General features: G+C 57.8%; 10 protein-coding genes. 6 read left to right on the top strand and 4 right to left on the bottom strand.

All coding sequences use genetic code 11. The annotated features are described in order from the left end of the window. The first annotated feature begins 469 nt into the window (after positions 1-469). From yjbE to NR201_RS18265, 4 genes are all read left to right on the top strand, one after another. Positions 470-718: an exopolysaccharide production protein YjbE gene (yjbE, locus tag NR201_RS18280; RefSeq protein ID WP_010253177.1), complete on the top strand. Its 249-nt coding sequence runs from the start codon at positions 470-472 to the stop codon at positions 716-718. Between the two features lie 182 nt (positions 719-900). Then, positions 901-1,374 (top strand): transcription elongation factor GreB, encoded by a 474-nt coding sequence (gene greB, locus NR201_RS18275; protein WP_010253180.1) that lies wholly within the window; start codon positions 901-903, stop codon positions 1,372-1,374. Positions 1,375-1,477: 103 nt separating this feature from the next. Further along, a complete protein-coding gene (locus NR201_RS18270) occupies positions 1,478-3,805 on the top strand; it encodes a Tex family protein (protein WP_033759014.1) in 2,328 nt (775 codons plus the stop codon). A 128-nt stretch (positions 3,806-3,933) separates the two neighbouring features. Then, on the top strand, positions 3,934-5,619 hold the full coding sequence (locus NR201_RS18265; RefSeq protein WP_256850059.1) for an alpha-amylase family glycosyl hydrolase: 1,686 nt from the start codon (positions 3,934-3,936) through the stop codon (positions 5,617-5,619). On the opposite strand, the gene NR201_RS18260 is transcribed toward NR201_RS18265, so the two are convergent. Together NR201_RS18260 and bioH are read right to left on the bottom strand one after the other, a co-directional pair. Beyond that, a complete protein-coding gene (locus tag NR201_RS18260) occupies positions 5,620-5,889 on the bottom strand; it encodes a YdgH/BhsA/McbA-like domain containing protein (RefSeq protein WP_010253187.1) in 270 nt (89 codons plus the stop codon). Positions 5,890-6,062: 173 nt separating this feature from the next. Then, positions 6,063-6,836, bottom strand: a complete 774-nt coding sequence (bioH, locus tag NR201_RS18255) for a pimeloyl-ACP methyl ester esterase BioH (protein ID WP_033768069.1) — start codon at positions 6,834-6,836, stop codon at positions 6,063-6,065. Between the two features lie 34 nt (positions 6,837-6,870). On the opposite strand from bioH, the gene gntX reads away from it, so the two are divergent. Both gntX and nfuA read left to right on the top strand, forming a co-directional pair. Then, positions 6,871-7,551 carry a DNA utilization protein GntX gene (gene gntX / locus NR201_RS18250; RefSeq protein WP_022624032.1) on the top strand — a complete coding sequence of 227 codons (681 nt, stop codon included), beginning with the start codon at positions 6,871-6,873 and terminating at the stop codon, positions 7,549-7,551. A 58-nt stretch (positions 7,552-7,609) separates the two neighbouring features. Then, positions 7,610-8,185, top strand: a complete 576-nt coding sequence (gene nfuA / locus NR201_RS18245; RefSeq protein ID WP_010253194.1) for a Fe-S biogenesis protein NfuA — start codon at positions 7,610-7,612, stop codon at positions 8,183-8,185. A gap of 330 nt (positions 8,186-8,515) precedes the next feature. On the opposite strand, the gene malQ is transcribed toward nfuA, so the two are convergent. Both malQ and malP read right to left on the bottom strand, forming a co-directional pair. Beyond that, on the bottom strand, positions 8,516-10,597 hold the full coding sequence (gene malQ / locus NR201_RS18240; protein ID WP_256850058.1) for a 4-alpha-glucanotransferase: 2,082 nt from the start codon (positions 10,595-10,597) through the stop codon (positions 8,516-8,518). Positions 10,598-10,606: 9 nt separating this feature from the next. Next, on the bottom strand, positions 10,607-13,012 hold the full coding sequence (gene malP, locus NR201_RS18235; protein ID WP_256850057.1) for a maltodextrin phosphorylase: 2,406 nt from the start codon (positions 13,010-13,012) through the stop codon (positions 10,607-10,609). Between the last annotated feature and the right edge of the window lie 73 nt (positions 13,013-13,085).

Below are 13,085 nucleotides of genomic sequence, written 5' to 3'. Positions count from 1 at the left end.
ATTAATGGTTTATATTCTAGCCAAAATTGTTACAAAGCATATTAAACAGGAGCTTATATTTGATTTAAGGCGATTTCGGGTCAGTTTTAACGCGTCTGGCGCTGCCCGGCCCCTGTTACGGCAAATCTGAAAAAACGGCTCTGTTTCTCTGAATCGCTGGCGTCAGAAGCGGGCCAGTTTTTATTCGATGAACGAATTCAGCAAGTTAGCAGACAATTTGACTTAATGATCAGCCATCACTTTGGATAAGCTCCAGATAATCTACCTCAACAGCAGTCAGGCAGCATAATATTCCAGCAAACCTGCGTAACGCCCCACTCTCCTCTCGGATTAGTTTCAGCGGTTCCACCAGCAAGACCAGTTGAAATTAAAGTCCGTTAAATCAATCAGTAAAGCCAACTTTTCGCCTTCTCCGTTTTCAACCAGACTGCTCAGGCAACATTCGATGTCTCAACGGGGATTACACACAATGAAAAAAACAATTTTACTGCTGAGCGCGCTGGCATTAAGCAGCGTCACTCCAGCTTATGCTGCCACAGCCACCGGTGAAGCAGCTGGCGCAGCGGCAACCACCACAGCACAAGGTAACTCTAACGCTATCGGTGTTGGCGCAGTCGCAGCCCTGCTGGGCGTTGCGCTGGCCACCATGGGCGGCGGCGGCGGTGACGGTCACAGCACCGGTACATCGACCACCACGGCGACTCACGCCGGTAAATAAGTATCACGACTTCTTTTACAGCTTCAGATTACTGGCTTCAGATTGTTGTTCAGCACCAACCCTTTCGCCGCCGGGGAAGTCAACGTGGGTTTTTAGCCTTTAAAAACCCTTTCCCCGCCCTTTTTTGCCGCGCCCCCTTTGTCTTACACTGTTCTTCTTTGGATCTCTCTGGCCGGTATAGCATGAAAACCCGACTCATTACCCGCGAAGGCTTCGATAAGCTGAAAGCAGAACTCGACTATCTCTGGCGTGAAGAGCGACCGGAAGTGACAAAAAAAGTCACCTGGGCTGCAAGTCTTGGCGATCGCAGTGAAAATGCCGATTATCAGTACAACAAAAAACGGCTGCGTGAAATCGACCGTCGCGTTCGCTATCTGACCAAAAGTCTTGAACAGCTGCGTATCGTTGACTATTCACCCCAGCAGGATGGCAAAGTCTTCTTTGGCGCCTGGGTGGAAATTGAAAACGATGAGGGCGACCTAAAACGCTTCCGCATTGTGGGCTACGATGAGATTTTTGGCCGCAAAGATTACATCTCCATCGACTCGCCCATGGCGCGGGCGCTGCTGAAAAAAGAGGTCGGCGATGCCGCCACCGTCGAGACGCCAGTGGGGCCGGCACTGTGGTATATCAACGCGATTGACTACCCGCAATAACCCTTCAGATTATCGCTGAAAGCCGCCCGCGTCTCTGGCAATTTTAACCATCAATCCGTATAACTGTCGGCTATTTCTCAACCCGGAAAGCAAGACAATCCTGATGATGAAAGTTCTGAGCCAGATAATTGCCAGTGAGCTCCAGGCGCGTCCAGAGCAAGTTGACGCCGCCGTTCGCCTGCTGGATGAAGGGAATACCGTGCCGTTTATCGCACGCTATCGTAAAGAGGTCACCGGCGGGCTGGATGATACCCAGTTGCGCCAGCTGGAAACCCGCCTCAGCTATCTGCGTGAACTTGAAGAGCGACGCCAGTCGATTCTGAAGTCGATTGACGATCAGGGGAAACTCACTGACGACCTCGCCCGCGCGATCAACACCACCCTCAGCAAAACCGAGCTTGAAGACCTCTACCTGCCCTACAAACAGAAACGCCGGACGCGTGGACAGATCGCTATCGAAGCGGGTCTGGAGCCGCTGGCGGAGACGCTGTGGCAGGAGCCGTCTCACATTCCTGAGCAGCTTGCCGAACAGTATGTCGATGCCGACAAAGGCGTCGCCGACGTCCGTGCCGCGCTGGATGGTGCCCGCTACATTCTGATGGAGCGTTTCGCTGAAGATGCCGCGCTGCTGGCGAAGGTGCGTAATTACCTGTGGAAAAATGCCCATCTGGTGTCACGCGTGGTGGAAGGCAAAGAGGAAGCGGGCGCGAAGTTCCGCGACTACTTTGATCACCACGAAGCGCTCAGCGGCGTGCCGTCGCACCGTGCGCTGGCGATGCTGCGTGGCCGCAACGAAGGCGTGCTGCAACTGTCGCTGAATGCCGATCCGCAGTTTGATGAAGCACCGCGTGAGAGCCACGGCGAAACGCTGATTGCTGAGCACCTGAACCTGCGCCTGAATAACGCTCCTGCCGACAGCTGGCGTAAAGCGGTGGTGAGTTGGACGTGGCGCATCAAGGTGATGCTGCATCTGGAAACGGAGCTGATGGGCACGGTGCGCGAACGCGCAGAAGATGAAGCGATTAACGTCTTTGCCCGCAACCTGCACGATCTGCTGATGGCCGCTCCCGCCGGTATGCGCGCCACCATGGGGCTGGATCCGGGCCTGCGCACCGGCGTCAAAGTGGCGGTGGTCGATGCCACCGGCAAGGTCGTCGCGACCGATACCGTCTATCCGCATACCGGCCAGACCGCGAAAGCCGCGGCCGCCGTAGCGGCACTCTGCATTAAGCATCAGGTTGAGCTGGTGGCAATTGGCAACGGCACCGCTTCACGTGAAACTGAGCGCTTCTTCCTGGATCTGCAGCAGCAGTTCCCGCAGGTCACGGCGCAAAAAGTGATTGTCAGTGAAGCTGGCGCATCTGTCTATTCGGCCTCTGAACTGGCGGCGCTGGAGTTCCCGGATCTCGATGTTTCGCTGCGCGGCGCGGTGTCGATTGCCCGACGTTTGCAGGATCCGCTGGCAGAGCTGGTGAAAATCGACCCGAAATCGATCGGTGTGGGTCAGTATCAGCATGACGTCAGTCAGAGCCAGCTGGCGAAGAAACTCGACGCGGTAGTGGAAGATTGCGTGAATGCCGTCGGCGTTGACCTCAACACCGCCTCGGTGCCGCTGCTGACCCGTGTGGCGGGCCTGACGCGCATGATGGCGCAGAATATTGTCGGCTGGCGTGATGAGCATGGCCGCTTCCAGAACCGTCAGCAGTTGCTGAAAGTGAGCCGCCTTGGGCCAAAAGCCTTTGAGCAGTGTGCGGGCTTCCTGCGCATCAACCATGGCGATAACCCGCTGGATGCCTCAACTGTGCATCCGGAAGCCTATCCGGTGGTGGAGCGCATCCTGGCCGCCACCGAGCAGGCACTGAGCGATCTGATGGGCAACGCAGGTAGCCTGCGTAATCTCAGCGCCCGCGATTTCATTGATGAACGTTTTGGTCTGCCGACCGTCACCGACATCATGAAAGAGCTGGAGAAGCCAGGCCGCGATCCGCGTCCTGAGTTTAAAACCGCACAGTTCGCTGAAGGCGTAGAGACGCTGAACGATCTGACGCCGGGCATGATCCTCGAAGGTGCCGTCACTAACGTGACCAACTTCGGTGCATTTGTGGATATCGGCGTGCATCAGGATGGCCTGGTGCATATCTCTTCGCTCTCCGATCGCTTCGTGGAAGATCCGCATCAGGTGGTGAAAGCGGGCGATATCGTCAAAGTGAAAGTGATGGAGGTCGATCTCCAGCGCAAGCGTATTGCTCTGACCATGCGTCTTGATGAGCAGCCAGGCGAAGGCAATGCCCGTGGTGGCGCGAAAAACGCTGCCCCGCGCGAGGAGAAACGTCAGAACACCGCGAAAGGTCGTCCGCGTCCGGTCAGCTCGTCAGCAGGTAACAGTGCGATGGGTGATGCGCTGGCTGCGGCTTTCGGTAAAAAACGCTAAGCTTTTCAGGGGGCCACTGCCTGGCCCCCTCTTCACACCCTTCTCCCCGGTTGAAAATCCCCGCCATCACGCTACGCTAAAAAGACGCCTGTCATAAAAACAACACCTGCTGTGGCACCCAATTCACGATGGAAACGATCACCGATCTGATTGATAAGATTTATGCTGGCACATTTCCGGAGGCAACCTTTGCGCGCCTGCTGGCTGACATCGCCACCGCCCGCGAGGCCATTAAGCTGCCGCGCAAGGCACACTGGGATGAGCAGGATGTGGTGCTGATCACCTATGCCGATCAGTTTCGCGAAGCCGATAAACCCACGCTCAGCACCTTTTCCCGGTTCTATCAGCAGCACCTGCAATCCACGTTTCCGCTGGTTCACCTGCTGCCCTTTTTCCCCTGGTCGTCCGATGACGGCTTTTCGGTGATTGATTACCATCAGGTCGATCCGCTGTGCGGCGACTGGCAGAATATCGCGCGGCTGCATCAGGAAACCCGGCTGATGTTCGACTTTGTCTGCAACCATATGTCGGCACACAGCGCCTGGTTCAGCCACTTCCTGGCGCAGGATCCCGGCTGGGACGATTTCTTTATCAGTATGCCGCCCGCCACCGATCTCAGCGCCGTGACGCGTCCGCGCACCTCGCCGCTGCTGACGCCGTTTAAAATGGCGGATGGCGATACCCGCTTTATCTGGACCACTTTCAGCGCCGACCAGATCGACCTCAACTTTGCCAATCCTGAGGTGCTGCTGCGCATGGTCAATGTGCTGCTCGACTACCTGAAACGCGGCGCTGACTATGTGCGTCTCGATGCGGTCGGCTACATGTGGAAAACGCCCGGCACGCGCTGTATTCATCTGGAAAAGACTCATCAGCTGGTGAAGCTGTTTCGCGCTATTGCCGACCAGGTTGCGCCTGGCACGGTGATTATCACCGAGACTAACGTGCCGCATCAGGACAACATCAGCTATCTGGGCAACGGGCACGATGAGGCGCAGATGGTCTATCAGTTTTCACTGCCGCCGCTGGTACTGCATGCGATTCACACCGGCTCGGCGCGCGCACTGCGGCAGTGGGCGAGCGCTCTGGATCTCAGCAGCAACGACACCACCTTTTTCAACTTCCTGGCGTCACACGACGGCATCGGCCTTAATCCGGCACGCGGCATTTTGTCTGAAGTGGAGATTGTCGCGCTGGTGCGCGATCTGGCGCTGGAAGGCGCGCTGGTCTCCTATAAAAACAACCCTGACGGCACCACCAGCCCCTATGAAATCAACGTCACCTATCTGGATGCGCTCAACCGTGAAGACGACGACGACGCCACGCGGCTGAAACGTTTTTTGCTGGCCCATGCGATTCTGCTGGTCTTTCCCGGCGTGCCTGCCATCTATATCCAGAGCATTCTGGGTGGTCGTAACCATTACGATGGCGTGCGCGCCGCCGGACACAACCGGGCGATTAATCGGCAGAAGTATGATTTACAGCAGATTGAGGCAGATCTTGCGGGCGGTAACTGGCTGCGCCAGCAGGTCTATACCCGGCTCGGACAACTGATTCAGCTGCGTCGTCGCCAGCCTGCGTTTCACCCGGATAATCCGATGACGCTTTATGAGAGCGAAAACGCCGTGCTGGTGCTCAGACGTCATCAGCCAGAAAGCGGCGACGGGCTGCTGTGCGTGTTTAATCTCAGTGGACGGTCAGTGGAGACGCAATTGCCGGTGGCGCATACGTTGCAGGATGTGGTGAGCGGAGAGAAAATTGATGGCACCCAGCCGGTTAAGCTGGATGCCTGGCAGTTCATGTGGCTACGTTAATTACTTGTAGACTTCAGCCGTTGCGCTGAATTTGCCGTGTTCGCGACCGGCGATCACCAGGTAATATTTACCGCCTTTTTCGTCAGCGAGCTGCGACAGCACTTTTTTAGCATCCATTGGCGAGGTGGTTTCCGCCGTGGTGTTAACGGTGCCGATCTTCTGCAGGTTCATTGTCTTAACTTCTTCTTTGGTGACTTCTTTCGCTGCCATCGCAGAAAATGAAATCGCGCCCATCATCATTGAAGCCACAACCCATTTAAAAACCTTCATTATGTTTACCCTCATTCATGATCCATTGTGAGATGTAAGCAGCCGCTAAACGCGTAAGGCAGTATGGAACGGCATAGTCATTTCCATGACTAATCACATAAAATTGCAACGGCCTCGCTCACAGAGAGAAGTATTGCTGCTGTCTGCGATTTTGCCAGTTCAAAGCGTCATTATCACGGCAGATTACTGATAAAATTAACAATATGCTGGCAAAAGCGCTCAGGATGGGAAATAAAAGGCGCATGTGCGGCTTTCTCGATAACCACTGAGGGCGATGCTGGCAACATTTCATCTATCTCCGCCGCAATCCGGCGCGGCACCAGTCCATCTAACGCGCCATAGAGTCGCAGGAACGGCAGCGTAATTTGCGGTAACGCGTCGCGCAGATCGACCTGGCGCAGAATCTCCAGCCCGCCATCCAGCACCGCCACCTCCGGCATCGGCTGCGACAGCACCACCTCTTTCAGCTGCCGCGCATCGGCGCGAGCCGTTTCGGTACCCAGCGTCTGCAGCGCCAGAAAGCGCTCCACCGTGCGCTGGAAATCGTTGCTGAGCATCTGCTGAAAGTTCTGCAGCGTCTCCGGTTTAATGCCGGGCCAGCTCTCTGTGGCGGTGAAACAGGGCGACGAGGCAACGGTGATCAATGCAGCCAGTTTTTCTGGCGCACTCAGCGCCAGCTGCGTCGCCACCAGTCCGCCCAGCGACCAGCCCACCACAATCGACTGCGGTGGCAGCGCAGGCAGCAATTGCGCTGCCATCTGCTCCAGCGTCAGCGCACCGAAATGCTGGCTGCGGCCATAGCCGGGCAGATCGACCAGATGCAGGCGATAGTGCGCGCTGAGTCGCGGAATGATGCTTTGCCAGACTTCGGCATTCAGTCCCCATCCGTGCAGCAGCACAAGATCGCGTTTTCCTTCTCCGCAGGTGTGCCAGTAGAGCGACGTCATCAGTTACTATCCCGAAAATGATAAGGAGGTCGCTATGCTAGCAATGCCCGCCCTGTGTTGGCTATGCCGGATGCCGTTGCGGATAGCCCGGCACGGCATCTGCAGCTTATGTCTGCGCGGATTACCGCCGTTACCGCTGCTCTGTCCACGCTGCGGATTGCCGGCAGGTTCAGCAAAGGTCGCCTGCGGCCGCTGCCAGCTTAAACCGCCCGCCTGGCAGGCGCTGGTCTGCGTCAATGACTATTGTCCGCCGTTCAGCCAGTGGGTTAACCAGCTTAAATTTTCTCACATAACCGCACTCAGGGTGATGCTGGCGCGGCTGCTTTTGCTAAGCTGGCTTAATGTTTACCGGCGTGGCAGTGTGCCGCGTCCCGATCTGCTGCTGCCGGTTCCGCTGCATCGGCGACGACGCTGGCAGCGCGGCTTTAATCAGACGGTACTGCTGGCCGCACCGCTGGCGCACTGGCTGGGATGTGAATGGCGCGAAGGTCTTTCCCGCAAGCGCGGTGGCGCATTACAGCATCAGCTCAGCGCCCGCCAGCGCCGCACCAACTTACGGGGTGCTTTCTGCCTTGAAATGGTGGTGCAGGGACGCCATATCGCTCTGCTGGATGACGTCATTACCACCGGCAGTACGGTAGATGAAATCAGCCGCCTGTTAATGGCCCAGGGTGCCGCCAGCGTGCAGGTCTGGTGCCTGTGCCGTACCTTGTAGAGCGTCTTTGATGGGCGTATTATAACCAACTAAATTAGTCAACTATTGAGCAATCGACATGATCCGAATTACTGACTCTGCCCAGGAACATTTTTCTAAACTGCTATCCAAACAAGAAGATGGCACCCAGATTCGCGTATTCGTGATTAACCCGGGTACGCCAACAGCCGAGTGTGGCGTCTCTTACTGTCCGCCCGATGCCGTTGAAGCTACTGACACCGAACTGAAGTTCGAAAAGCTCTCTGCTTACGTTGATGAACTGAGCAAGCCTTATCTGGAAGATGCTGAAATTGACTTCGTTACCGACAATCTTGGTTCACAGCTGACGCTGAAAGCGCCGAATGCCAAAATGCGTAAAGTCTCTGATGATGCGCCAATGGTTGAGCGCGTTGAGTATCTGCTTCAGGCGCAGATCAACCCACAGCTGGCTGGCCATGGCGGTCGTGTGTCGCTGATGGAGATCACCGATGAGGGCTACGCCATTCTGCAGTTTGGCGGCGGCTGTAACGGCTGTTCGATGATCGACGTGACCCTGAAAGATGGTATCGAGAAAGAGCTGCTGGCCGCCTTCCCGGAACTCAAAGGCGTGCGGGATATTACTGAGCATCAGCGCGGTGAACACTCGTTCTACTGATGAATAAGCGGGGTTTGCAGTCAGAATCTGCCCTCTCCGCTGAGAGATCGAGCCTGCTCAGGGAACGCGGTCAGATCGGAAAGACGCAAAATCCGTCATCCCTGACACGCTCGGCCCGCGCGATTACGCACCTCATCCCTGAGGTGCGCCCGTTGCCGGGCCAACGCTTTGCGTTGTTCAAAAACGCTCCCGGCGTTTTTGTCCCTGACGCGGGACGCTTTCCTCCTCTGCCCGCGCTCCCTGCGTGTTGAGTTGAGCAGTTGCTGCCAGATTTATTCTGATCAAGTTTTATCATCGGTCAGAAACGGCAGCCTGGCTGCCGCGCTTCTGTTATTGCCCTTTCTCTCCTGACTGACGCTGCTGGCTGACCACTTTCAGCAGTGCATTCACTTCTTTGTCCGCAAAGATCTCCTCCAGCGTTTTGCTCAGCTTGCGTCGCCAGTTAGGGTACTGATCCACCGTGCCCGGGACGTTGACCGGCGTGGTCATGCCAAGCCAGTCCTCAGGCTGCAGGCCAAGCAGCGCACTGTCGGTATCCGCCAGGAAGCGATGTATTGCCCGATTCAGCGCAGGCGTCATGGTGAGCTTCTCTGCCTTCTTCTGGCTGCGTGCCGGTAAGGCGCCCGCCTGATGAAGCGCATCCAGCAGCGCCTGCTTCTGCGCGGCGCGCTGCTGATGTAACGCTTTCACCGCATCGCCCGGATAGAGGCCAATCTTCTCACCCAGGGCCAGGTCGCCCTGCTCCCAGAAGCCGGTCAGCGTAGGCAGATCGTGCGTGCTGGCGCTGGCGATAGACTGGCGCGGATAGTCCTGCGGCGCGCGATAGCGCTCATCCTTCTCCTGCTCAAACCAGAGCACCTTCCATGAAAAGACGCCACTTTTACGCAGCAGGCTGACAATCTCCTGGGGCACAGTGCCAAGGTCTTCACCAATCACCATACAGCGCAGCCGGTGGCTCTCCAGCGCCAGGATGCCCAGCAGATCGTTGACCGGATAGGCCACATAGGCGCCTTTATCCGCCGTCTCCCCGGCAGGCACCCACCACAGACGCAGCAGTGACATCACGTGATCGATGCGCAACGCGCCGCAGTCGCGCATGTTGGCGCGCAGCATGTCGATAAATGGCTGGTAGCCGCGCGCCTTCATTACATGCGGATCCATCGGCGGTAAGCCCCAGTTTTGTCCCAGCGGACCGAGACGGTCAGGCGGCGCACCCACCGAGGCCTTGAGGCGGTAAAGCTCCGGGTCGTGCCAGGTTTCCGCGCTGCCTTCCGCCACGCCCACAGCCAGGTCACGATAGAGTCCGACGCTCATGCCCAGCGCCTGACTGTGCGTCCAGCAGCCAGAGAACTGCTGCTGCGCCAGCCATTGCAGCCACTGCCAGAAAGCGATCTCCTCTTCATGCTGTGCACACCACTGCTGCACCTCCGGCAACTGGCTGTTGCGCCACCCTTCTGGCCACGCAGGCCAGCCGCCCTGCTGCGCCTTATCTGCCCGCCGCTCCAGCTGTATGCCGTCGTAGGCGGCCTGATAACGCAGGCTGTCGCCGCCTTCACGCACAAAGGCCGCCCAGGATTGATGCTCTTCGCTCTGGCTGTCTCGCGTCTGAAAGTGTGCCCAGGCGTGCCGCAGCGCAGCGAGCTTAAGCGCCATTACGGCCTCGTAGTCAACCAGCTCCGCCTCACGCGCTTCGGTCAGCGCCTTCCGGGTTCTGGCGCTTTTCCACCACTTCTGTGCCGCCGCGCTTTGCTGAAAATCGGCCACCTGACTGACGTCGATATAGATTACGTTCAGCCAGCGGCGCGACGACGGGCTATACGGACTGGCGAAACCGGCGCTGGCAGGATAGAGCGCATGCAGCGGATTCAGCCCGACGAAATCGCCACCGCGCTCAGCCAGCTGCACCAGCAGCTGGTCGAGATCGCCGAAGTCGCCGATGCCCCAGTTCTGTTCAGAGCGCACGGTGTAGAGCTGCACCAGCGCACCCCAGCGTTTTTCCCCCGCTTCCAGCGCCGGAGGCAGATAGCAGCGGCGCGGCGCGACGATAAGCCGCGTCTGCCAGCTTTTTTTGCCCTTACTGAGTGTGAGCTGGTGGTACCCCTGCGCCAGCGGGCCAGGCAGCGTAAAAGGCTCACCGGCGGTTAACTCGCCGCTGTGCTGTTTGCCGTTTTCAGTCTGCAACTGCCAGCGGTAAACGCCGCTGCCCTGTGGCGTCAGCTGTCGCTTGCCACTGCCGCTGAACACCGCGACCGGCGGCAGCGGCGATTTTTTTGCGTCCTGCGGATCGTCCATCACCGCCAGCAGCGCCTGCAGGGTCTCATCGCTGATCGCCTCTTTCTCGCCATTGACGTTGATGTAGTCCAGTGAAATTCCCGCGGCACGGGCGGCCTGATCGAGTGAATGTTGCTTCATTGCTGCTCCTTAGCGCGGTGCCTGCCAGATACGTTGCTGATAGTCACGAATTGACCGGTCCGAACTGAACATGCCGGTTCGTGCCGTATTGAGGATGGCGGCGCGGGTCCAGCCTTCCGGGTCGCGCCACAGGGCTTCCACCCGTTGCTGCGCCTCGATGTAGGCCTGGAAATCGGCCAGCACCAGCCAGGGATCGCCATGTTTCGTCAGGCTCTCCAGCATCAGGTCAAACGCATGTTTATCCCCGTTGCTGAATTTGCCCTTCTCCAGCGATTTCAGTAGATCGTCCAGCGGCTTGTTCTGCTTACGCACCTTTTTCGGGTTATAGCCTTTCGCCTTAAGCGCTTTGACCTCATCCACGGTGTGACCGAAGATAAAGATATTCTCCTCACCCACCTGTTCGGCAATCTCGACATTGGCGCCATCCAGCGTGCCAATCGTCAGCGCACCGTTCAATGCCAGCTTCATGTTGCCGGTGCCGGAGGCTTCATACCCGGCGGTGGAGATCTGCTCTGAGAGATCGGCCGCCGGGATCATCAGTTCGGCCACGGTGATGCGGTAGTCCGGGATAAACACCACTTTAAGTCGGTCGCCGACCCGTGGATCGTTGTTCACCACCTCCGCCACCTTGTTAATGGCGTAAATGATATTTTTGGCGAGGTAATAACCCGGCGCGGCTTTGGCCCCGAACAGGAACACCCGTGGCGTAAAGGTGACATCCTCCGGGTTATGACAGAGCTTCTGATAGCAGTAGAGGATATGCAGCAGGCTGAGGTGCTGGCGCTTGTACTCATGCAGCCGTTTGATCTGCACATCGAACAGCGCGGCCGGGTTCACGATAATCCCCGTGTGGCGGGCGATATACTCTGTGAGCTGCGCTTTATTCTGCTGTTTGATGCTGCGATAGCGCTGACGAAACCCCTGATCGTCGGCATAGGCCTCCAGACCGCTTAACGCCTCAAGGTTATTGGCCCACTCGGTTTTCAGCGTCTCATCAATCAGCCCGGCCAGCGCCGGATTACACTGCTTCAGCCAGCGGCGTGGCGTGATGCCGTTGGTGACGTTGTGGAATTTCTGCGGCCAGAGCTGGTGATATTCCGGGAAAAGATCGCTGACCACCAGGCTTGAGTGCAGCGCCGCCACGCCGTTGACCGCAAACCCGCTGACGACGCAGAGATTCGCCATCCGCACCTGACCGTCAGCGACCACCGCCAGCTTGTGCCACATCGCTTTGTCATCCGGCCAGCGCTGCTTCACCTGCTTTTTCAGCCGCTGGTTGATCTCTTTGATGATCAGCATATGGCGCGGCAGCAGACTGCGCATCAGCTTCTCATCCCAGCGCTCCAGCGCCTCCGGCATCAGCGTGTGATTGGTGTAAGCAAACAACCGGCTGGTGATCTGCCACGCCTCATCCCAGCTCAGCTGATGCTCATCCAGCAGCACGCGCAGCATCTCCGGGATGGCGATGGTGGGATGTGTATCGTTAAGCTGAATCACTTCGAAGTCAGGCAGGCTGTGAATACTGCGTCCCGCCAGATGGTGACGACGCAGGATATCCGCCACCGCACAGGCGCACTGGAAATATTGCTGCATCAGGCGCAGCCGCTTGCCGGCCTGATGGTTGTCATTGGGATAGAGCACTTTGGTCAGTTTTGCCGCCTCGATGCCCGGCTGCTCCGCCTGCAGAAAATTGCCGTCATTAAACGCCGTGAGATCAAAAGGATGCGCACTCACGGCCTGCCACAGACGCAGCGGCAGCGTCACGCCGTTGCGGTAGCCGGTCACCGGCAAATCCCAGGCCTCGCCGCGCAGCGTAAAATCGGGCAGCCAGCGTACGCCGCCGTTTTCCTGCTTTTCTACCCGGCCCCCCATCGCGACTTCCACATCCAGCGCCGCGTTGTGGCGGAACCAGGGATAGCGCTCACGCTGCCAGTCATCGGGCGCTTCAATCTGCTGACCATCATCGAAAGACTGGCGGAACAGGCCATACTGGTAGTTCAGTCCGTGGCCGGTGGCGGACTGCCCCACCGTTGCCATCGAATCCATGTAGCAGGCGGCCAGTCGTCCCAGCCCGCCGTTGCCCAGCGCCGGATCGACCTCCTGCTCCAGCAGTTCCGTTAAATCGAACTCGTGCTCAGCCAGCGCCGCTTTGACGTCGTTATACCAGCCGAGATTGAGCAGGTTGTTGCCGGTCAGACGGCCAATCAGAAACTCCATCGAAAGGTAATTAACGTGACGCTGCTGCACAGCCGGACGCGGTGCCGGTTGTGCGTCCAGTAGCTCCGCCAGCGCCGCGCTGACCGCCTGCCACGCCTGGTGCGGGGTCATCTGCTGGGCGGAACGGAGACTTAACTGTTGCCACTGGCGGGTAAAGGCGGCATTAAAACGGGCTTTATTAAATTTTTGCTGCGGCATATCACTCCCTTCTGTTACGCAATGAGGTGAAGCAAAAATAGAAAGCGCACGGGCTGGCAACCGGGTGCCAGCA

The organism is Pantoea sp. Fr-CA_6 (genome assembly GCF_024520895.1).
Classification (GTDB): Bacteria; Pseudomonadota; Gammaproteobacteria; order Enterobacterales; family Enterobacteriaceae; genus Pantoea; species Pantoea agglomerans.
Note: the sequence above shows the minus strand (reverse complement) of the source record. Positions and strands in the feature narration are given on the sequence as shown.